Source organism: Sphingomonas gilva (assembly GCF_003515075.1).
Taxonomy (GTDB): Bacteria; Pseudomonadota; Alphaproteobacteria; order Sphingomonadales; family Sphingomonadaceae; genus Sphingomonas; species Sphingomonas gilva.
This window is the reverse complement of record NZ_QWLV01000002.1, coordinates 772,537-791,726: the sequence shown is the minus strand read 5'-3', so window position 1 is coordinate 791,726 and position 19,190 is coordinate 772,537. Positions and strand designations below refer to the sequence as shown.

Here is a 19,190-nt window from a genome sequence, read left to right as displayed (position 1 = left end):
GCGATGCGCCTCTCGCGCCGGCAGGCGCTGGCGGGGGCGCTCGCCCTTCCGGCGCTCGCCGCGTGCGGGCGGCGCGATCCCGTAGGCACGCTGCGTTTCTGGGCGATGGGCAACGAGGCGGCGCATGTGCCGAAGCTGGTGCCGGCGTTCGAGAGCGCGCACGCCGGCATCTCGTTGAGCATCCAGGCGCTGCCCTGGACTGCGGCGCATGAAAAGCTGCTGACGGGCTTTGCCGGCAGCTCGCTCCCCGCGGTCAGCCAGATCGGCAATTCGTGGCTCGCCGAGCTCGCCGCGATCGGCGCGATCGAGCCGCTGCCCGAGGATCAGAGCGCGCTGACCACCGACCAGTTTCCCGCGGTGCTCGACACCAACCGCATCGGCGGCAAGGTGTACGGCGTGCCGTGGTATGTCGACACGCGCCTGCAATTCTATCGCACCGATCTGCTGGCGGAGGCCGGATATGACGCGCCGCCCGAAACCTGGCCGGCGTGGAAGGCGATGCTCCACAAGGTGAAGGCCGCGGCGGGGGAAGGGAACTTCGCCATCCTGCTGCCGGTCAACGAGTTCGAGCAATTGCTGACCTTCGCCCTCCAGCAGCCCGAGCCGCTGTTGCGCGAGGGCGGCGCGCGCGGGAATTTCCGCAGCGATGGGTTCAAGGCCGCGCTCGCCTTCTACAAATCGCTGTTCGACGAGCGGCTGGCCCCGCTCGCCGCCAACACACAGATCAGCAACGTCTGGAACGAGTTCGCGCGCGGCTTCTTCTCGGTCTATCTCTCCGGCCCCTGGACGGTGGGCGACATGAAGTCGCGGCTGCCGGCCGATTTCCAGGACCAATGGGCGACCGCGGCGATGCCCGGGCCCGATGGGCCGGGCGCGTCGGCGCCGGGCGGATCGAGCCTCGTCGTGTTCAAGGGCGCGCGCGACCCCGCCGCCGCCTGGGCGTGGGTGCGCTATCTGAGCCAGCCGCCGGTGCAGGCGCGTTTCAACGCGCTGTCGGGCGATCTGCCCGCGCGGCCTTCGGCCTGGGAGCTGGCGGGGCTGCGCGCCGATCCGCTGATGCGGCCTTTCGCCGAACAGCTCGAACGCGCCAAGGCGGTGCCCAAGGTGCCCGAATGGGAGCGGATCGTGACCGAGATGCAGGTGGTGGCCGAACGCTGCGTGCGCGGGCAGTTCACCGTCGACCAGGCGGCCGCCGAGATCGACCGCCGCGCCGACCGGTTGCTCGAAAAGCGGCGCTGGATGCTTGAGCAGGGTCGCGCGCTGTGAGGCGAAGCCGCGCGCCCTGGCTGTTCGTCAGCCCCGCGCTGCTGGCGATCGGGCTGTTCTTCGCGGTGCCAGCGATCGCCAGCCTGTTCCTCTCCTTCACCGATTTCGACATCTACGCGCTCGCCGATCTCGCCAATCTGCGCTTCGTCGGCCTGCAGAATTACGGCCGGCTGATCGAGAATCCGCTGTTCTGGCGGGCGATGGGCAACACCTTGTGGTTCGTCGTGATCGGCGTGCCGCTGACGGTGGGGCTGAGCCTCGCCGCCGCGCTGCTGGTCAACGCGCGCACGCTCAAATGGCGGCCGGTCTGGCGCGTCGCGCTGTTCGCGCCCTATGTGACGACCTTGGTCGCGACCGCGGTGGTGTGGCGATACCTGCTCCACACGCGCTACGGCCTGGTCAATTACGCGCTCGGCTGGTTCGGCATCGAGCCGATCGACTGGCTGGGCAGCCCGACCGCGTCGCTGCCCGCGATCCTGATCTTCGTCGCGTGGAAGACCTTCGGCTACAACATGATCATCTTCATGGCGGCGCTGCAGACCGTGCCGCACGAGCTGCATGAGGCGGCGCGGATCGACGGGGCGGGGCCGTGGGCGCGCTTCCGCCATGTGACTTTGCCCGCGATCGCGCCGGTGGTGCTGCTGGTCAGCATCCTTTCGGTCGCCGGCTTCTTCCAGCTGTTCGCCGAGCCTTATGTGATGACGCAGGGCGGCCCGGCGCAATCGACCGTGACGGTGCTCTACTTCATGTATGAAGAGGGCTTCAAATGGTGGAACCTGGGATCGGGCGCGGCGGTGGCGTTCATCCTGTTCGTGATGATCTTCGCGGTGACGATGGCGCAGCTCGCCGTTGCGAGGCGGGCGGAACGCGCATGAGGTGGAGCGCCGAACGCTGGCTGCTGACCGCCGCCGCGGCAATCGTCGCGCTGGTGACGCTCGCGCCGCTCCTGTGGATGCTGAGCGTCTCCTTCATGGCGCCGGGCGAGGCCGCGGCCTTCCCGCCGCCGCTCATCCCGACCGACCCGACGCTCGCCAATTATCGCGAGCTGTTCGTCACCTACGGAATCGGCCGCTATTTTGGGAACAGCCTGGCGCTGGCGACGCTCGCCACCATCCTCGCGTTGATCTTCACGGTCCCCGCCGGCTACGCCTTCGCCAAGCTCAAGTTCAAGGGCCGCGACCGGATATTCCAGGCGCTGGTCGGCGCGCTCGTCATCCCGGGGCAGATCGGCATGCTGCCGCTGTTCCTGATGCTCAAGGGCATGGGGCTGGTGAACAGCTATGCCGGCGCGCTGGTGCCTTGGCTGGCGGGCATCTTCGGCATCTTCCTGGTGCGGCAATATTGCCTGTCGATCCCCGACGAGATGCTCGAGGCCGCGCGCGTCGACGGGGCAAGCGAGGGGCGCATCTTCACGTCGATCGTGCTGCCGATGCTGACGCCGATCCTCGTCACGCTGGCGCTGTTCGTGTTCCTGGGCAGCTGGAACGACTTCATGTGGCCGCTGATCATCCTGGCCGATCAGGACCTCTACACGCTGCCGGTGGCGCTCGCCGCGCTCAGCCGCGAGCATGTCCAGGACAATGAGCTGATGATGGCGGGCAGCGTGGTGACGACCTTGCCCGTGCTGATCCTCTTCCTCGCGCTGCAGCGCTTCTACATGAGCGGGCTGCTGGCGGGGAGCGTGAAGGGATGAGGCTGGCGACGGCAGCATAATCCTCCCCCTGCGAAGCAGGGGGAGGGGGACCATGCGCAGCATGGTGGAGGGGGAATGCGGCAAGCGGTGCGCTCGGGGCTTTCCCCCTCCACCAGCCTGCGGCTGGTCCCCCTCCCCCGCTGAAGCGAGGGAGGATTTGATTACGGGCCAAGCCATCGGCCGAGCCAGCGCGCCGCCTCCGCCGGGCTTCGCTTGTCGGCGTCGCGATCGACCATGTAGTTGGCCTCGCGCATCGCCTCGACCGGGATCGCGCCGATCAACGGCCTGAGCGCGGCGGCGAATCGCGCGTCGTCCGCGCGGCCCGGTGCGATTAACAGCACGGCGTCGTAGCCGGGGATCGCGCCCCGATTGTCCTCCAGCATGGCGAGGTCCTGCGCGGCGATGCGCCCGTCCGAGGAGAAGGCGGTGATCACGTCCGCGCGTCCGCTCGCCACCGCGCGGTACATGAAGCTGGGATTGTAGGCGCGGGTCGAGGCGAAACGCATGGCATAGACGTCGCGCACCGCGGCCCATTCGGGCCGGTCGAGGAATTCGAGATCGCTGCCGAGCGCGAGCTGGGGCGAGGCGCGGGCGAGATCGTCGAGCGTGGCGATGCCGCGCCGGGCGGCCGCCTCGCGCTTCATCGCGAAGGCATAGGCGTTCTCGAAACCGAGCGCGCCGAGCAGGCGGACGCCATGCTCGCGCGCCGCCCAGGCCGATACGCCAGCGACGATCGCGTCGCGCGGCGGCGTATCGGTGCGGCGCATCTGGTTGGTCCAGATCGTGCCCGAATAATCGACATAGACATCGATATCGTCGGCCGCGAGCGCGCTGAAGGCGACCGCCGAACCCAGACCCTCGCGGTAGCGAACCGCATAGCCGGCATCCTCCAGCCGCTGGCCGATCAGCCGGGCGAGGATGAACTGTTCGGAGAAATTCTTCGCGCCGATGGTGATGGCGGGCCGGGCCGGGGCCAGCACCGGCGCGAAGGCCAGCAGGACGGCGGCGCCGAGCACGCCCAGCGCCGCGATCACCCGCTTACGCCGCCGCATCGCAAGCCCCCGCTCGACCACGCCGAGCAGCGCGTCGACGCCGAGCGCGAGCGCGGCGGCGGCGAGGCAGCCGACCAGCACCAGGCTCCAGTTCTGCGTCTGCAGGCCCGAGAAGATCATGTCGCCGAGCGACGGCTGGCCGACCGTGGTCGAGAGCGTCGCCGCGCCGATCGTCCATACCGCCGCTGTGCGGATGCCCGCCATCAGCACGGGTGCTGCGAGCGGCGCCTCCACCAGCCGCAGCTTTTGCGCGGGGGTCATGCCCACGCCGTCGGCGGCTTCGATGATCGCGGGATCGAGGCCGGTCAGTCCGGTCACGCCGTTCCTGAGGATCGGCAGCAGCGCATAGAGCGTCAGCGCGAGCAGCGCCGGGAGGAAGCCGAGCGCTGGGACCCCGCCGCCGACCAGGCCCGAAAGCGCCAGCAGCAGCGGATAGAACAGCGCCAGCAGCGCCAGGCTGGGGATCGTCTGGACGAAGCTCGCAAAGCCCAGCGTCCAGCGGGCGAGCGCGGGACGGCGCGCCGAGATGATGGCGAGCGGCAGTGCGACCGCCAGACCAAGCGCGAGCGCCGCCATCGCCAGCAGCAGGTGCTGCGCGGCGAGATCGGGCACGCGGGCGAGGGTGGCGTTCATTCGCGCTCCAATGCGCGCAGCCGCTCGGCCTGGCGGCGGGGGACGGCGACCAGCGCCTCGGCCTCTTCGCCCGCCTTGCCCGCGATCAGATCGGCGGGCAAGGCATCGGCGGCGATGCGGCCATGATCCATCACCAGCACCCGATCGGCGATCAGCAGCGCCTCCGCCATGTCGTGCGTGACCAGAAGGGTGGTGAGGCCGAGCTGGTCGTGCAGCGCGCGGACCCTCTCGCCCAGCTGGTCGCGCGTCACGGGGTCGAGCGCGCCGAACGGCTCATCCATCAGCATCAGATCGGGCTCGGTCGCGAGCGCGCGGGCGACCCCGACGCGCTGGCGCTGGCCGCCCGACAACGCATCGGGCATGCGGCGCGCGAAATCGGCCGGAAGGTCGACCATCTCCAGGAGTTCAGCGACGCGCCCATTCTCCGCGCGGCCGTCAATCCTGAGGCCGATGGCGATGTTCTCAGCCACGGTCATGTGCGGGAGCAGGCCGATATTCTGGAAGACATAGCCGATGCGGCGGCGCAGGCGGTGCGGTTCCTCGCCGGCCACGTCGCCGCCGTCGATGAAGACGCGGCCGGCGGTCGGTGCGATCAGCCGGTTGATCGTCTTGAGCAGGGTCGATTTGCCGGAACCGGAGCTGCCCACCAGCGCAACGAAGCTGCCCGGCGCGATGTCGAGGTCGATTCCCGCGAGCGCGGCGGTGTCGCCATAATGCTTGGTGACGCCCTCGAAACGGACGGCGGGGCCAGCGGTGGTCATGCCTCTTTAGAACCCCTCGTCCCGTCCCTGTCGAGCGGCTATGGGAAGCGAAAGGGAGAGGGGCATGGCGGAGAAGGCGATCTTCATTTCGGGCGGCGCGTCGGGCATCGGTCGGGCGGTGGCGACACTGTTCGCCGCCAAGGGCTGGCGTGTCGGTATCGGCGATGTCGATGCGGCGGCGATGGCGGCGACCGCGGACGCATTGGGGGTGGAGGCGCATGCGCTCGACGTGCGCGATTACGACCAGTGGGTTGCCGTGCTCAACGCCTTCACGCGCGGCGGGCCGCTGCATGTGCTGCACAACAATGCGGGGATCGCGCAGGGCGGGCCCTATGGCGAGATCGGGCGCGACGAGATCGACCGGGTGACCGACATCAACTTCCGCGGCGTGCTGTACGGCGCGCGGGCGGCGTTCCCGCACCTTGCGCGCACGCCGGGATCGTGCCTGCTCAACACCGCCTCGGCCTCGGCGATCTGGGGCGCGCCGGGGCTGTCGGCCTATTCGGCGACCAAGTTCGGCGTGCGCGGGCTGACCGAGGCGCTGGACGGCGAATGGGCGGCGGCGGGCATCCGCGTCAGGTCGCTGATGCCGGGCTTCATCGATACGCCGCTGTTGAAGGCGAGCATCGCCGGCAGCAACCAGACCGCGCGCGAGAAGGTGGTCGAGGCCGGGCTGGAGTTCACGCCCGTGGAGGAGGTGGCGCAGGCGGCGTGGGATCTGGTCCATAGCGACAAGGCGCTGCACGCCCATGTCGGGCCGACCGCGCGCCGGCTGGCCTTCGCCGCGCGCTGGCTGCCGGGGAAGCTGAGAAGGCAGCTCAAGGCGCGGAGTTTGGGGGCTTGAATTACTCCACCAGCTCCTCGATCGCCTCGGCCATTTCGATGTCCCGAGGGCTGAGGCCGCCGGCGTCGTGGGTGGTGAGGAGGATGGTCACGCGGTTGTAGACATTGGACCATTCGGGATGGTGATCGGCCTTTTCGGCGATGAGCGCGACCTGCGTCATGAAGCCGAAGGCCTGGTTGAAATCGTCGAAGATGAATTCGCGAAGGATCGCGTCGCGCGCCTCATCATAGTCCCATTCGGGCAGGCCATCGAGCGCGTCGGCACGCTCGGCTTCGCTCAGGGCCTCTACCACATCTTCCTCCATCACCGGTTCCGGCCTATGTCGCAGCGATGACGAGCCGAGGTCAACAGATCGCGCCGGGGGCGGACATATTCGAGACGCTGGCGCGGGCGGCGTTCGAGCGACTGCCGCCGGCGTTCCGCGATCAGCTGGGCGACGTCGTGATCCGTATCGAGGAGTTCGCCGACGCCGAGCAGCTGGCGAGCGTCGATCTCGACGATCCGTGGGAGCTGACCGGGCTCTACACCGGCATCCCGATGGGCGAGAAGTCCGCATTCCACAGCGCGCAGCAGCCCGACATGATCCACCTGTTCCGCCAGCCGCTGCTCGCCGAATGGTGCGAGAGCGGGGTCGATCTGGCCGATCTGGTCAACCATGTCGTGGTGCACGAGGTGGGCCACCATTTCGGCCTGTCGGACGACGACATGCACGCGCTGGAAGACGCGGCGGAGTGAGCGCGGAACTCGCGTTCGGAGACGTGACGTGCGTGCGCGGGGGACGGGCGCTGTTCGAGGGGTTGTCCTTCGCGCTTGCGCCGGGCGGCGCGGCGCGGGTGACGGGGGCGAACGGGGCGGGCAAATCGAGTCTGTTGCGGATCGCCGCCGGATTGCTGAGGCCTGTGAGCGGCGGCGTGCAGCGCGAAGGCGCGGTGGCGCTGCTGGCCGAGCAGGCCGCATTGGACGGCGACGCGACGCTCGCCGAAGCGGTCGGCTTCTGGGCGCGGATCGATGGGCGGCCAGATGCGGTGACGGGCGCGCTGGAGGCAGTCGGGCTGTCCGCGATCGCCGATGCGCCGGTGCGCATCCTTTCGACCGGGCAGCGGCGGCGCGGCGGTCTCGCTCGCGTGGTGGCGAGCGGCGCGCCGATCTGGCTGCTCGACGAGCCGGCGAGCGGCCTCGATGCGCCGGCGGTGGGGCAGGTCGAGGCGCTGATCGCGCGGCATCGGGCGGAAGGCGGGATCGCGCTGGTGGCGACGCACCAGCCGCTCGATCTGCCCGGTGCGCAGGAGATCGCGCTGTGATCGCGGCGCTGATCGTGCGCGATCTCAGGCGGCAATGGCGCGGCGGCGGGGTGTGGATGCCGGTCGCCTTCTTCCTGCTGGTAGCGACCTTGTTTCCGTTCGCGATCGGGCCGGACGGCGAGACGCTGGCGCGGGTTGGCCCCGGCGCGGCGTGGGTCGCCGCGCTGCTGGCGGCCTTGCTGCCGATCGATCGGCTGATCGCGCCGGATGTCGACAATGGCGTGCTCGATCAGCTGGCGGTGCGCGGTGCCTCAGACGAACTGATCGCCGCGGCGAAGATCGCGGCGCACTGGCTGGGGTTCGGCCCGCCGCTGATGCTGGCGGCGATCCCCGCCGCGGCGCTGCTGCGGCTCGACGGCGCGGCGCTGTGGCGGCTGGAGGCGGCGCTGCTGATCGGCACGCCGGGGCTCGCCGCGCTGGCGGTCGCGACCGCCGCGCTGATCGCCGGCCTGCGCGGCGCGGGGGCGCTCGCGGGATTGCTGATGCTGCCGATCGCGGTGCCGCTGCTGATCTTTGCGAGCGGCGACGGCCCCGGCGCGCTCAAGCTGCTGGCGGCGACCAGCCTGGCGCTCGTCGCGGGTGCTCCGTTCGTCGCCGGCGCAGCGATTCGCGCTGGGCGGGCGTCGTGAGTCGCATAAGTCGCAGCAGTTTTGAAATTCCGTTACGCCAGTAGGAAATTATCTTTCGCCAACGGGAATGGAACGGTCGACGGTGCAAAGAGCGAGCGGAGCGAGTCTTGCACAAGGCCGCGCATGTAGGACAGCATTATCTGCGCCACCGCGCGAAGATCGCCGTTGGGAGGATCAGCCCGCGCGCCTCTTCGCGCACGCCAAGCTCGCCCGCTTCGACCTTGCCGCCGAGATCGGCGAAAGCCTGGGCGAGCAACTCGCGGATGGCGAGCGCGGACATCCGGACGGCGTAGACGGTGAGGAACAGGAAGCGCGAATCCGCGTCGAGCAGCTTGCGGCAATCGGCGATCAGCGGGGCGAGATGCTCTTCGAGCCGCCAGACCTCGCCTTCGGGCCCACGGCCGAATTTGGGCGGATCGAGCAGGATGCCGTCATAGCGGCGGCCGCGGCGCACCTCGCGCGCGGTGAACTTGGCGGCATCGTCGACGATCCAGCGAACCGGCTTGTCCGCCATGTTCGACAGATCGGCGTTGCGGCGGGCGGCTTCGACCGATTTCTTCGATGCATCGACATGGACGACCTGCGCGCGCCTGGCCGCCATCGCCAGGCTGCCGACGCCGGTATAGCCGAACAGGTTCATGATCTGCGGCGCGGGCATGCCGGCGACCTGCTCGCGCATCCAGGTCCAGACGGGGGCCATGTCGGGGAAGAAGCCGAGATGACGGAAGGGGGTGGTCTGCGCGGTGAAGCGGACATCGTCCCAGGCGAGCGGCCAGCCTTCGCGCGGGGTGGGGCGGCGGAACTGCCAGCGGCCGCCGCCTTCCTCGTCCGATCCGGGGATGAATTCCGCGTCCGCATCCCAATCCTCCGATGCGGGCGCCCACATCGCCTGGGGTTCGGGGCGGATGAAGCGGTGCGGGCCGTAGCGTTCGAGCTTGCGGCCGTTGCCGCTGTCGACGAGGCCGTAATCGGCCCAGGGTTCGCCGGCGAGGGTAAGGAGCTGGGTCACCCCAGCGCTCCTAACGATCGCTCCCCTCCCTGGAAAGGGAGGGGCCGGGGGTGGGTCGATGCCGACGACGCGGCGCTTGGGGCATCGACCCACCCCTAACCCCTCCCTTTCAGGGAGGGGAGGCGATCATCCTCGCGGCGTGGCGCGCTCCGCCACGAAGGCTTCGATCGCGCCAATCTCCGCGGGCAGTGTGGCGTAGCTTTCCTCGCGGTCGAACAGATTGCCGATGCGGGACGGCAGGCGCGGGCGTTGGCCGGTGGCGCGCTCGACCGCGTCGGGGAACTTGGCCGGATGCGCGGTGGCGAGGGTGACGATGGGGGTGGCTGGATCGATGCCCGCCGCCTCGCGCGCCGCGGCGAGCCCGATCGCGCTGTGCGGATCGATCAGCTGGCCGGCGCGCTCGCACGCCCAGGCCATTGCGCGCGCCATGCCGTCCGCATCGATCCGCGCGCTGGAGAACAGGCGCGCGGCGCCCTCGCGCTGGCTGTTGGTCAGCCGCATGGCGCGGGTGGCTTCGAAACCGGCCATCTGATCGGCCAAACTGGTGCGGCCGCCGAGGTCGAACAGCAGCCGTTCGAAGTTGGAGGAGACCTGGATATCCATCGACGGCGTAGCGGTCGGCACCACGCTGCCCTGGCTGTAGTCGCCCTCCGAAAGCGCGCGGTGGAGAATGTCGTTGACGTTGGTCGCGACGATCAGCCGTTCGACCGGCAGGCCCATGCGCGACGCGACATAGCCTGCGAACACGTCGCCGAAATTGCCCGTCGGAACCGAGAAGGCGACCGGGCGGTGCGGCGCGCCGAGGCGGACGGCGGCGTGGAAATAGTAGACCACCTGCGCCATCAGCCGCGCCCAGTTGATCGAGTTGACCGCCGAAAGACGGAAGCGGCCGGCGAAATCACTGTCGGCGAACATCGCCTTCACCAGCGCCTGCGCTTGGTCGAAATCGCCCTCGATGGCGATATTGTGGACGTTGGGTGCGCGCACCGTCGTCATCTGGCGACGCTGCACGTCGGAGACGCGTCCCGCGGGATGAAGCATGAAGATGTGGATGCCCTCGCGCCCCGCCACCGCATCGATCGCCGCCGAGCCGGTGTCTCCCGAAGTGGCGCCGATAATCGTCAGGTGATCGCCTGAGCCGTGGAGGAACTTCTCGAACAGCAGCCCGAGCAGCTGGAGCGCGACATCCTTGAAGGCGAGCGTCGGGCCGTGGAACAGCTCGAGCAGCCAATGCTGGTGGTCGAGCTGGACCAGCGGCGTGACCGCGTCATGCGCGAAGCGGCCATAGGCGTGCTCGCACAGGTCGCGCAGCTCCTCGCGGGTCAGCGCGTCGCCGACGAAGGGGGCCATCACCGCCACGGCGGTATCGACATAGGAGAGGCCGCCCAGCCCGGCGATCTCGTCCTGCGAGAGCGTCGGCCAGGCGTCGGGCAGGTAGAGCCCGCCGTCGGAAGCGAGGCCGGCGAGAGTCGCCCCACGGAAATCGAGCGCGGGCGCGCGGCCCCTTGTGCTGATGTAGCGCATGGCAGCGGGCGTTAGCGGGCGCGGCGGCGAAGGGCCAGAAAGTAAATCACGCCCGCAGCCAAGGCGAAGAAGAACCATTGGCCGGCATAGGCGAGGTGGTTGTTGGGGACGTTCTCCGGGCTGGGCGGCGCGCTCGCCTGGAGGCCGGGGGCGGGTTCGGTCGCCACCAGCATCGGCGCGAGCGGCGGCGAGCGGCCGGCGAGCTTGCCGATCAGGCTGGTCGAATCGGGCTCGGTGGTGATCACCCCGGCGACCTGGCCGCCCGACCATGTCGGCTTGACCGTGGGATCGCGCGCGACGCCCATGTCGACCAGCGCGCCCGGCCCCTCGGCCCCGGTGCGGCAGCGGGCGATGTGGCGATAGCCGGTGGTGCCGTCCGCCGCGCGGCCGCCATGCGTCGTCCAGCCGGCGACCTCAAGGCACATCACCGAGGATTGGCGGAACATCGCCGCATCGGGAATGGGCGCGCCGCGCGGGAAGGTCATCGTCGGCTTATCGAGATTGGCGCGGTAGAGCGCGAGCAGCGCCTCCTTCTCCCCCGCGCGCTGCAACTGCCAGACGCCCAGGGCGATCATCGCGGCGATGGCGAGGCCGACGATGAGCGTCGGGATCAGCGGCAGGCGCTTCATCCCTGAATCCGTTCGCTTCGAGCGAAGTCGAGAAGCCTGTTCCCGAACAGCGTGTCTCGACTTCGCTCGACACGAACGGAGAGAAGGATCATCGAATGGCCTTAGCCGTGGACCGGCGCGCCCCAGCCGCCCCAGACATAGATGGAGACGAACAGGAACAGCCAGACCACGTCCACGAAGTGCCAGTACCAGGCGGCCGCCTCGAAGCCGAAATGCTGGCGCGGGGTGAAGTCGCCCTTGTAGCTGCGGATCAGGCAGACGATCAGGAAGACGGTGCCGATCAGCACGTGGAATCCGTGAAAGCCGGTCGCCATGAAGAAGGCCGAGCTGTAGTTGGTCCCGCCGAAGCCGAACGGCGCGTGCGCATATTCATAGGCCTGGATCGACGAGAAGATCAGGCCAAGGATGATCGTCAGCCACAGCCCCTTCTTCAGCCCGTCGCGATCGCCGTGGATCAACGCGTGATGCGCCCAGGTGATGGTGGTGCCCGAAAGCAGCAGGATCAGCGTATTGAGCAACGGAAGCTCGAACGCCGGGATGACTTCGATGCCCGTAGCGGGGAAGCTGGGCGCAGCCGCCGCCGCGCCGGTCAATATCTCGACTGCGCCATCGGTCACCTGCATCGGCACGGGGAACAGCGCGAAATCGAAGAAGGCCCAGAACCAGCCGACGAAGAACATCACCTCCGAAGCGATGAACAGGATCATGCCGTAGCGCAGGTGAAGCTGCACGACCGGCGTATGATCGCCGCCATTCGCCTCGCGGATCACGTCGGTCCACCAGCTGAACATGGTGAACAGCACGCCCGCGGTGCCGGCGAGGAACACCCAGCCGCCGCCGGCAGCCTCGTGCATCCACATGATCGCCCCCGCCGCCATGACGAGCGCGGCGAACGAGCCGATCAGCGGCCAGGGGCTGGGGGGAAGAATGTGATAATCGTGGTTCTTGGCGCCGGCCATGGGCTTTCCCTGTGTTTGTCGGGCGTTTCAGTCAGTCGCTCTAGCTTGGCGATTTGGGCTGGTCCACCGGGTAAAATGTGTAGCTCAGGGTGATCGCGTTGACGTCCGCCGCATCGGGATCGTCGAGCATCTTGGGATCGACGTAGAAGATCACCGGCATGCGGATCGTCTCGCCGGGTTGCAGCGTCTGCTCGGTGAAGCAGAAACACTGGATCTTGGTGAAATATTTGCCCGCCTGGCTGGGCGTGACGTTGAACGTCGCGGTGCCGGTGACCGGCACCGAATTGTTGTTGGTCGCGGTGAAGAAGGCCATGTCGCGGCCGCCGATGTCGATCGTCTCGGAAGGAACCTCGGGCTTGAAGGTCCAGCCGAGCGCGGGCGAGACGTTCGAATCGAAGCGGATCTCCACCTTGCGGTTGACCGCGCCCGGCGCTTCGCTGCCGATCTGGGTGGTGCCGTTGAAGCCGGTGACCTGACAGAACAGCCGGTAGAGCGGCACGCTGGCGAAGCCCACGCCGGTCATGCCGCAGACCATGGCGGCGCCCAGCAAGGCGGTGCGGAGATTGCGCGTCATGTGCCCATTCCTGCCCTTATCTTGACGATGGTGATGGCGAAAAAGAGGATGACGAGGCCGCCGAGCAGCAGCGCCATCACCGTCGCGCGGGCGCGCTGGCGCTTGCGGACAAGCTTCGCCTCGTCCTTGGGATCGATCGGGGTCATGCCAGCCACCTGTCGGCGACGAGCGCGCCGAAGAGAAGGAAGAGATAGAGGATCGAATAGCCGAACAGTCGCTTTTCCGGGCGCATCGCGTCCTCGCCGCGTGTCGACCGGGTGCTGACCTGGAGCGCGAACAGCGCGAATGCCGCGCTCGCCCCCACCGCCACGATCCCGTAGATCGCGCCGGTCAGGCCGAGCGGCCACGGCGCGACCGCGCAGGCGACCATCGGAATGGTGTAGAGGCCGATCTGATGGCGCGTGGTGCGCTCACCCGCGACCACCGGCAGCATCGGCACGCCGGCATTGGCGTAGTCCGTCTTCACGAACAGCGCGAGCGCCCAAAAATGCGGCGGCGTCCACAGGAAGATCAGCGCGAACAAGAGGACCGGCAGCAGCGCGACATCGCCCGTCGCCGCGGCCCAGCCGATCAGCGGCGGGAACGCGCCCGCCGCCCCGCCGATGACGATGTTCTGCGGCGTCCGCCGCTTGAGCCAGACGGTGTAGACCAGCACGTAGAACAGGATCGAGACGGTCAGGATGGCGGCGGCGGCGTAGTTCACCGCCAGGCCCATCAGCAGCACCGAGAAGACCGCGAGACCGACACCGAAATGCAGCGCCGACTGGCGCTCCATCCGTCCGGCCGGGAGCGGCCGGCCCGAGGTGCGCCGCATCTTCGCGTCGAGATCGGCCTCATACCATTGGTTGAGCGCGCCCGCGGCGCCCGCGCCCACGGCGATGCACAGGATCGCGACGAAGCCGAGCACCGGGTTGATCGCCCTGGGCGCCGCGAGCATGCCGCACAGCCCGGTGAACACCACCAGGCTCATCACCCGCGGCTTGGTGAGCGCGAGGAAGTCCCGCCAATCGGCGGGGAGGGGAAGTTGGGCGGCGGGGGTCATGACAGTCAGCGGGCCTATAGGACGGAAGATGCTTGGGGAAAAGGGCTGGCGGCTGGCATCCCGCGGACGCGCTGCTAGGCATGTCGCCATGCGCCGAGCGTCCGCCCTGATCGCCATCGCCCTGCTTGCGGCCGGGGCCATTCCGGTCGCAGCAGGACCGGCCTCCGCCCAGGCGAATCACGATCAGGACGTGCCGTTCCTGCCGACGCCGATGCCGGCGGTCGAGGCGATGCTCGATCTGGCGCAGGTCGGCCCGGACGATTCGCTGGTGGATCTGGGATCGGGCGACGGGCGCATTGCCATCGCCGCCGGACGACGCGGCGCGCGGGCGTTGGGGATCGAGATCGATCCCGATCTGATCGTCCGCGCGCGGCGCAATGCCCGCGACGCCGGGGTCGCGGAGCGCGTGATCTTTCGCGAGCAGAACCTGTTCGAAGCGCCGATCAGCGAGGCGAGCGTGGTCACGCTCTATCTGCTGCCCGACGTCAATCTGCGCGTGCGCCCGAGATTGCTTACCGAGCTCGCGCCGGGATCGCGGGTGGTGAGCCACGCCTTTGACATGGGGGACTGGATGCCGGACGCGCATCGTCAGGTCGAGGAGCGCAACGTCTATCTGTGGATCGTGCCCGCCATTGTCGGCGGCGAATGGCGGATGACGCTGGCCGATGGCGGCGAGCACCTATTGCGCATCGACCAGCGCTTCCAGCGGGCGACCGGCACGCTGGATGGCGTGGCGATCGGCGGCCCGTCGCTGCGCGGCGCACGATTCGCCTTCACGGCCGGCGGGAAGCGGTATCGCGGCGTCGTGAGCGAGACGACGATCACGCCCGATCCGGCGGCGGATGGCGAAGAGGGCTGGATCGCGCGGCGTCGATAGGAGCCCGAACGAAAACGCCCCGGAGGTTCTCTCCGGGGCGCTTCGTCGTTCGAGCCGATCTGCGATCAGTGATGCCCGCGATCGTCGATCACCGGCAGCGTTTCGAACTGGTGGAACGGCGGCGGGCTGGACAGCGTCCATTCGAGCGTCGTCGCGCCTTCGCCCCACGGATTGGCTTCCGCCTTGCGGCCGGCGAACAGCGACCAGAAGACGTTGACGAAGAACACCAGCATCGAGATCGCCATGATCCCGTACCCCATCGTCGCGATGTGGTTATAATAGGTGTGCGCGTCGGTATAGTCGGGGATGCGGCGCGGCATCGAATCCAGGCCGAGGAAGTGCATCGGGAAGAACAGCACGTTCACGCCGATGAAGAACAGCCAGAAATGCACCTGGCCCAGGAACTCGTTATAGTTCCGTCCCCACATCTTGGAGAACCAGTAGTAGAAGCCGGCGAACAGCGAGAACACCGCGCCGAGGCTGAGCACATAGTGGAAGTGCGCCACGACGTAATAGCTGTCGTGCATGATATCGTCGACGCCGCCGTTCGCCAGCACGACGCCGGTGACGCCGCCCACGGTGAACATGAAGATGAAGCCGATCGCCCACAGCATCGGCACCTTGAAGGTGAGGCTGCCGCCCCACATCGTCGCGATCCACGAGAAGATCTTGATGCCCGTGGGCACCGCGATCACCATCGTCGCGGCGGTGAAGTACATCTTCGTGTTCACGCTCATGCCGGTGGTGAACATGTGGTGCGCCCACACGACGAAGCCGACCACGCCGATCGCGACCATGGCGTAGGCCATGCCGAGATAGCCGAACACCGGCTTCCGGCTGAAGGTCGCGATGATCTGGCTGACGATGCCGAAGCCCGGCAGGATCATGATGTACACTTCGGGATGGCCGAAGAACCAGAACAGGTGCTGGTAGAGCACCGGATCGCCGCCGCCCGCCGGATCGTAGAAGGTCGTGCCGAAATTGCGGTCGGTCAGCAGCATCGTGATCGCCGCGGCGAGCACCGGCAGCGCGAGCAGCAGCAGGAAGGCGGTGACCAGCACCGACCAGACGAACAGCGGCATCTTGTGGATGGTCATCCCCGGCGCGCGCATGTTGAAGATGGTGGTGATGAAGTTGATCGCGCCCAGGATCGACGACGCGCCGGCGAGATGGAGCGAGAGGATCGCCATGTCGACCGCCGGGCCGGGCTCGCCATAGGTCGAAAGCGGCGCGTAGACCGTCCAGCCGGTGCCGGCGCCGCCGACGAAGGTGGAACCGAGCAGCAGCGCGAAGGCGGGGACCAGCAGCCAGAACGAGATGTTGTTCATCCGCGGGAACGCCATGTCCGGCGCGCCGATCATGATGGGCACGAACCAGTTGCCGAAGCCGCCGATCATCGCCGGCATGACCATGAAGAACACCATGATCAGGCCGTGCGCGGTGATCAGCACGTTCCAGAAGTGGAGCGCGGCATCGCCGCTCTCGCCCGACCAGGCCTCCAGATACTGGATGCCGGGCGCGGCGAGCTCCATGCGCATCATGCCCGAGATGACGCCGCCGATGATCCCCGCGACGATCGCGAAGATCAGATAGAGCGTGCCGATATCCTTGTGGTTGGTCGACATGAACCAACGCGCGAAGAAGCCGGGCTTGTGGTCCGCGTCATGATGATGGGCGGCATGGCCTGCATCGAAGGCGTGAGCCGTGGGAACTGCGGTGTCGGTCATGATCGGTTATTCCACATTGCCTGCGCCCGCCGGATTGGCGGTCGCGGCCTGACTGGTCGTGTTGGCGGCGGGGGCGGCGACATTGTCGGCCGGGGCCGGCGTCGCCTCGGCCGAAGCGTTCAGCGTGTTGGCGGCATCGGGCTCGGTCGGCGCGGGCGCTGACGGCTCGGGGCCGCCCAGCGTGCCGCCCTTCGACAGCACCCATTGGTTGAACTGCGCGTCGCTGACCGCCTCGACCGCGATCGGCATATAGGCGTGGCGGGCGCCGCAAAGCTCGCTGCACTGGCCGAAATAGACGCCGGGGCGGTCGATCTGGAAGGTGACCTCGTTGAGGCGGCCGGGGACCGCATCCATCTTGACCCAGGCGGCGGGCAGCGCCCAGCTGTGGATCACGTCGTTCGAGGTGGTGATGAGGCGGATCGGCCGGCCGACGGGGACGACGATGCGGTTGTCGACCGCGAGCAGGCGGGGACCGTCGAGATCGGTGCGGAAGCGCGTGCCCGGCTGGACCTCGTCCTTCTCCTTCAGCATGTTGGCGGTGATCTCGAACTCGCCATTGTCGGGGTATTGATAGGTCCAGTACCACTGATTGCCGATCGCCTTGATCGTCAGCGCATCGGCCGGGGCCGGCTTGTACTGCGCGGACAGGAGACCGATCGACGGCACCGCGATGATCACCAGGATCAGCACCGGGATGACCGTCCACACGACTTCGATGAAGGTGTTGTGCGTGGTCTTCGACGGCACAGGATGCGCCGAGCGGCGATAGCGGACCACCACCCAGACGAGCAGCGCGAGCACGAACAGCGAGATGACGACGATAATCGGCATCAGGATCGCATCGTGAAACCAGAGCGCCGTCTTGCCGTTGGGCGAAACCTGCTCGGGAAGCGCGATTCCCTTCGGAATCGGCTGGCCCCATTCGGGATCGGGCTGGACCAGGGCGGGCGCCGCCGGAGTCGCGGCTGCCGCCGGCGCGGTCGCATTGGCCGCGGCCGCATCGGGCGCCGCCGCCGTCGCGGCGGAGGCGGCGGTGTCGGCAGGCGCTGCTTCCTGCGCGTTTCCGCTGGTGGACGCGAGCGCGAGCCCCGCGGCCAGCAGCAATGACTTCAACCCGGTCTTGCGCATTCTTCCTGTCGCTTCCCTCAAGACTTCTGCCGCGGATGTCGGGATGGCGCGCGGCATTCGTGCCGGGCCTATACGCGCGGTATCGGCGTGCCTCAAGCACGCCCGGCCGCTTTTGTGAAGCCGTTGCGTGGCGCGGGCCGCGACCCTATTCAACGCCGGGCAACGATATCGGGACCGCGGAGCGCATGACGGACGAAGAGATTCTGGCGGAGTTCCGGGCGGCGGAGGCGCTGCTGGAGGGGCATTTCATCCTGTCTTCCGGTCTGCGCAGCCCACGCTACCTGCAATGCGCGCGGGTGGTGATGAACCCGAAGCGGGCGGCGCGCCTGCTCGAGGCGCTGGCGCTTACCATTCCCGATCAGCTGAAGGTGCAGATCGATGCGGTGGTTTCGCCGGCGATGGGCGGCGTCATCGTCGGGCACGAGATGGGCCGTGCGCTTGGGGTCGACGCGATGTTCCTCGAGCGGCCCGAGGGCGTGTTCGAGCTGCGGCGCGGCTTCCGCCTGGCACGCGGCGCGCGCGTGCTGATGATGGAGGATGTGGTCACCACCGGGCTTTCCAGCCGCGAGGCGATCGCCGCGATCGAGCGTGCGAGCGGCGAGGTGGTCGCCGCCGCGGCGCTGGTCGACCGTTCGGGCGGCGCGGCCGATCTCGGCGTGCCCTTCTTCCCGCTGATCCGGCTGGAGGTGCCGACATTCGAGCCCGATTCGCTGCCGCCCGAGCTGGCTGCGATCCCGGCGGTGAAGCCGGGAAGCCGAGCCGCGGCTTGAGCGGGCATCTGCGCCTGGGGGTCAATATCGACCATGTCGCGACGGTCAGGAACGCGCGCGGCGCGGGCTATCCCGATCCGGTGCGCGCCGGCCTGCTGGCGGCGGAGGCGGGGGCGGACGGCATCACCGCGCATCTGCGCGAGGACCGGCGACACATCACCGACGACGACATCGCCCGACTGTCCGAGGCGCTGACCATCCCGCTCAACCTGGAGATGGCGGCGACCGAGGAGATGCTGGCGATCGCGCTCAGGCACCGGCCGCACGCGGCCTGCATCGTGCCCGAGAAGCGCGAAGAACGGACCACCGAGGGCGGGCTCGACGCGGCGGGCGGGCACAATCACCTCGCCCCGCTGGTGAGCGAATTGCGCGGGGCGAGCATTCGCGTGTCTTTGTTCATCGAGCCCGATCCGCGCCAGATCGAGGCGGCGATTCGCCTGGGCGCGCCGGTGGTCGAGCTGCACACCGGGCGCTACGCCGAGCTGGCCGGCGAAGCGCAGACGGAGGAGCTGCGCCGCATCGCGGACGCCGCGGCGCTGGCGGCGAAGAATGGGATCGAGGTTCATGCCGGGCATGGCCTGACCTACGACAATGTTCAGCCGATCGCGGCGATCCCGCAGCTGGCGGAGCTCAATATCGGGCATTTCCTGGTGGGCGAGGCGATGTTCGTCGGCTTGGCCGAAAGCGTGCGCCGGATGCGCGCGCTGATGGAGGAGGCGCGGTGAGTGGCTGCCTTCATACCTCCCCGGAACGGGGAGGGGGACCAGCCGCA

Annotated in this window: 22 protein-coding genes; 10 read left to right on the top strand and 12 right to left on the bottom strand. The window is 68.5% G+C overall.

Going from position 1 to position 19,190, the window contains the following annotated elements; translation table 11 throughout:
- Nucleotides 1-3: 3 nt before the first annotated feature.
- The 3 genes from D1610_RS08335 to D1610_RS08325 are packed head-to-tail and all read left to right on the top strand — an operon-like array spanning nt 4 to nt 2,959.
- The gene (locus D1610_RS08335) at nt 4-1,266 is read left to right on the top strand and encodes a sugar ABC transporter substrate-binding protein (RefSeq protein WP_118863781.1); all 1,263 of its coding nucleotides are present in this window, start codon (nt 4-6) and stop codon (nt 1,264-1,266) included.
- Nucleotides 1,263-2,141 (top strand): carbohydrate ABC transporter permease, encoded by an 879-nt coding sequence (locus D1610_RS08330; RefSeq protein ID WP_118863634.1) that lies wholly within the window; start codon nt 1,263-1,265, stop codon nt 2,139-2,141. Before D1610_RS08335 ends, D1610_RS08330 begins: the two co-directional genes overlap by 4 nt.
- Nucleotides 2,138-2,959: a carbohydrate ABC transporter permease gene (locus tag D1610_RS08325; RefSeq protein WP_182466749.1), complete on the top strand. Its 822-nt coding sequence runs from the start codon at nt 2,138-2,140 to the stop codon at nt 2,957-2,959. The genes D1610_RS08330 and D1610_RS08325 overlap by 4 nt, the downstream gene beginning before the upstream one ends.
- A gap of 161 nt (nt 2,960-3,120) precedes the next feature.
- On the opposite strand, the gene D1610_RS08320 is transcribed toward D1610_RS08325, so the two are convergent.
- Both D1610_RS08320 and D1610_RS08315 read right to left on the bottom strand, forming a co-directional pair.
- A complete protein-coding gene (locus tag D1610_RS08320) occupies nt 3,121-4,644 on the bottom strand; it encodes an ABC transporter permease/substrate-binding protein (protein WP_118863633.1) in 1,524 nt (507 codons plus the stop codon).
- Nucleotides 4,641-5,405 carry an ATP-binding cassette domain-containing protein gene (locus D1610_RS08315; protein ID WP_118863632.1) on the bottom strand — a complete coding sequence of 255 codons (765 nt, stop codon included), beginning with the start codon at nt 5,403-5,405 and terminating at the stop codon, nt 4,641-4,643. The genes D1610_RS08320 and D1610_RS08315 overlap by 4 nt, the downstream gene beginning before the upstream one ends.
- Nucleotides 5,406-5,469: 64 nt before the next feature.
- Here D1610_RS08315 and D1610_RS08310 point away from each other — a divergent pair, with 64 nt between their 5' ends.
- A complete protein-coding gene (locus D1610_RS08310; RefSeq protein WP_118863631.1) occupies nt 5,470-6,249 on the top strand; it encodes an SDR family oxidoreductase in 780 nt (259 codons plus the stop codon).
- Between the two features lies 1 nt (nt 6,250).
- Here D1610_RS08310 and D1610_RS08305 read toward each other — a convergent pair whose 3' ends face one another.
- Nucleotides 6,251-6,553, bottom strand: coding sequence for a 4a-hydroxytetrahydrobiopterin dehydratase (locus D1610_RS08305; protein ID WP_182466748.1), 303 nt, complete (start codon nt 6,551-6,553; stop codon nt 6,251-6,253).
- Nucleotides 6,554-6,579: 26 nt separating this feature from the next.
- Here D1610_RS08305 and D1610_RS08300 point away from each other — a divergent pair, with 26 nt between their 5' ends.
- Genes D1610_RS08300 through D1610_RS08290 form a run of 3 tightly spaced genes read left to right on the top strand, consistent with a single transcriptional unit; the run spans nt 6,580 to nt 8,179 of the window.
- Entirely contained in the window at nt 6,580-6,984 is a 405-nt protein-coding gene (locus D1610_RS08300; protein ID WP_118863630.1) for a metallopeptidase family protein, read from the top strand.
- The gene (gene ccmA, locus D1610_RS08295; protein WP_182466764.1) at nt 6,981-7,550 is read left to right on the top strand and encodes a heme ABC exporter ATP-binding protein CcmA; all 570 of its coding nucleotides are present in this window, start codon (nt 6,981-6,983) and stop codon (nt 7,548-7,550) included. The genes D1610_RS08300 and ccmA overlap by 4 nt, the downstream gene beginning before the upstream one ends.
- A complete protein-coding gene (locus tag D1610_RS08290) occupies nt 7,550-8,179 on the top strand; it encodes a heme exporter protein CcmB (RefSeq protein ID WP_118863778.1) in 630 nt (209 codons plus the stop codon). The genes ccmA and D1610_RS08290 overlap by 1 nt, the downstream gene beginning before the upstream one ends.
- A gap of 136 nt (nt 8,180-8,315) precedes the next feature.
- On the opposite strand, the gene D1610_RS08285 is transcribed toward D1610_RS08290, so the two are convergent.
- From D1610_RS08285 to D1610_RS08260, 7 genes are all read right to left on the bottom strand, one after another.
- Nucleotides 8,316-9,188 carry a class I SAM-dependent methyltransferase gene (locus tag D1610_RS08285; RefSeq protein ID WP_118863628.1) on the bottom strand — a complete coding sequence of 291 codons (873 nt, stop codon included), beginning with the start codon at nt 9,186-9,188 and terminating at the stop codon, nt 8,316-8,318.
- Nucleotides 9,189-9,314: 126 nt separating this feature from the next.
- Nucleotides 9,315-10,712 carry a threonine synthase gene (thrC, locus tag D1610_RS08280; protein WP_118863627.1) on the bottom strand — a complete coding sequence of 466 codons (1,398 nt, stop codon included), beginning with the start codon at nt 10,710-10,712 and terminating at the stop codon, nt 9,315-9,317.
- 11 nt (nt 10,713-10,723) lie between these two features.
- On the bottom strand, nt 10,724-11,341 hold the full coding sequence (locus tag D1610_RS08275) for an SURF1 family protein (RefSeq protein ID WP_118863626.1): 618 nt from the start codon (nt 11,339-11,341) through the stop codon (nt 10,724-10,726).
- Nucleotides 11,342-11,442: 101 nt separating this feature from the next.
- A complete protein-coding gene (locus D1610_RS08270; RefSeq protein WP_118863625.1) occupies nt 11,443-12,300 on the bottom strand; it encodes a cytochrome c oxidase subunit 3 in 858 nt (285 codons plus the stop codon).
- Nucleotides 12,301-12,340: 40 nt separating this feature from the next.
- Entirely contained in the window at nt 12,341-12,874 is a 534-nt protein-coding gene (locus D1610_RS08265) for a cytochrome c oxidase assembly protein (RefSeq protein ID WP_118863624.1), read from the bottom strand.
- Entirely contained in the window at nt 12,871-13,020 is a 150-nt protein-coding gene (locus tag D1610_RS17045) for a hypothetical protein (RefSeq protein WP_182466747.1), read from the bottom strand. The genes D1610_RS08265 and D1610_RS17045 overlap by 4 nt, the downstream gene beginning before the upstream one ends.
- Complete coding sequence (locus D1610_RS08260; protein WP_118863623.1) at nt 13,017-13,916, bottom strand: heme o synthase; 900 nt, start codon at nt 13,914-13,916, stop codon at nt 13,017-13,019. Before D1610_RS08260 ends, D1610_RS17045 begins: the two co-directional genes overlap by 4 nt.
- An 88-nt stretch (nt 13,917-14,004) precedes the next feature.
- On the opposite strand from D1610_RS08260, the gene D1610_RS08255 reads away from it, so the two are divergent.
- Entirely contained in the window at nt 14,005-14,793 is a 789-nt protein-coding gene (locus tag D1610_RS08255) for a class I SAM-dependent methyltransferase (RefSeq protein ID WP_118863622.1), read from the top strand.
- Nucleotides 14,794-14,858: 65 nt separating this feature from the next.
- Here the strand turns inward: D1610_RS08255 and ctaD are convergent, their stop codons facing one another.
- Both ctaD and coxB read right to left on the bottom strand, forming a co-directional pair.
- Nucleotides 14,859-16,520: a cytochrome c oxidase subunit I gene (gene ctaD, locus D1610_RS08250; protein ID WP_118863621.1), complete on the bottom strand. Its 1,662-nt coding sequence runs from the start codon at nt 16,518-16,520 to the stop codon at nt 14,859-14,861.
- 6 nt (nt 16,521-16,526) lie between these two features.
- Entirely contained in the window at nt 16,527-17,648 is a 1,122-nt protein-coding gene (coxB, locus tag D1610_RS08245) for a cytochrome c oxidase subunit II (RefSeq protein ID WP_118863620.1), read from the bottom strand.
- A gap of 185 nt (nt 17,649-17,833) precedes the next feature.
- On the opposite strand from coxB, the gene pyrE reads away from it, so the two are divergent.
- Together pyrE and D1610_RS08235 are read left to right on the top strand one after the other, a co-directional pair.
- Entirely contained in the window at nt 17,834-18,418 is a 585-nt protein-coding gene (gene pyrE / locus D1610_RS08240; RefSeq protein WP_118863619.1) for an orotate phosphoribosyltransferase, read from the top strand.
- The gene (locus tag D1610_RS08235; protein WP_118863618.1) at nt 18,415-19,143 is read left to right on the top strand and encodes a pyridoxine 5'-phosphate synthase; all 729 of its coding nucleotides are present in this window, start codon (nt 18,415-18,417) and stop codon (nt 19,141-19,143) included. Before pyrE ends, D1610_RS08235 begins: the two co-directional genes overlap by 4 nt.
- The last annotated feature ends 47 nt before the right edge of the window (nt 19,144-19,190 follow it).

Bases quoted from the DNA above. Each gene is read 5' to 3' on its own strand.
- D1610_RS08275 (WP_118863626.1), bottom strand. From the start codon at position 11,341: ATGAAGCGCCTGCCGCTGATCCCGACGCTCATCGTCGGCCTCGCCATC.
- pyrE (WP_118863619.1), top strand. From the start codon at position 17,834: ATGACGGACGAAGAGATTCTGGCGGAGTTCCGGGCGGCGGAGGCGCTG.
- D1610_RS08300 (WP_118863630.1), top strand. From the start codon at position 6,580: ATGACGAGCCGAGGTCAACAGATCGCGCCGGGGGCGGACATATTCGAG.
- D1610_RS17045 (WP_182466747.1), bottom strand. From the start codon at position 13,020: ATGACCCCGATCGATCCCAAGGACGAGGCGAAGCTTGTCCGCAAGCGC.
- D1610_RS08335 (WP_118863781.1), top strand. From the start codon at position 4: ATGCGCCTCTCGCGCCGGCAGGCGCTGGCGGGGGCGCTCGCCCTTCCG.
- D1610_RS08260 (WP_118863623.1), bottom strand. From the start codon at position 13,916: ATGACCCCCGCCGCCCAACTTCCCCTCCCCGCCGATTGGCGGGACTTC.
- D1610_RS08305 (WP_182466748.1), bottom strand. From the start codon at position 6,553: ATGGAGGAAGATGTGGTAGAGGCCCTGAGCGAAGCCGAGCGTGCCGAC.
- ctaD (WP_118863621.1), bottom strand. From the start codon at position 16,520: ATGACCGACACCGCAGTTCCCACGGCTCACGCCTTCGATGCAGGCCAT.
- D1610_RS08325 (WP_182466749.1), top strand. From the start codon at position 2,138: ATGAGGTGGAGCGCCGAACGCTGGCTGCTGACCGCCGCCGCGGCAATC.
- D1610_RS08265 (WP_118863624.1), bottom strand. From the start codon at position 12,874: ATGACGCGCAATCTCCGCACCGCCTTGCTGGGCGCCGCCATGGTCTGC.
- thrC (WP_118863627.1), bottom strand. From the start codon at position 10,712: ATGCGCTACATCAGCACAAGGGGCCGCGCGCCCGCGCTCGATTTCCGT.
- D1610_RS08255 (WP_118863622.1), top strand. From the start codon at position 14,005: ATGCGCCGAGCGTCCGCCCTGATCGCCATCGCCCTGCTTGCGGCCGGG.
- D1610_RS08315 (WP_118863632.1), bottom strand. From the start codon at position 5,405: ATGACCACCGCTGGCCCCGCCGTCCGTTTCGAGGGCGTCACCAAGCAT.
- D1610_RS08320 (WP_118863633.1), bottom strand. From the start codon at position 4,644: ATGAACGCCACCCTCGCCCGCGTGCCCGATCTCGCCGCGCAGCACCTG.
- D1610_RS08310 (WP_118863631.1), top strand. From the start codon at position 5,470: ATGGCGGAGAAGGCGATCTTCATTTCGGGCGGCGCGTCGGGCATCGGT.
- coxB (WP_118863620.1), bottom strand. From the start codon at position 17,648: ATGCGCAAGACCGGGTTGAAGTCATTGCTGCTGGCCGCGGGGCTCGCG.
- D1610_RS08270 (WP_118863625.1), bottom strand. From the start codon at position 12,300: ATGGCCGGCGCCAAGAACCACGATTATCACATTCTTCCCCCCAGCCCC.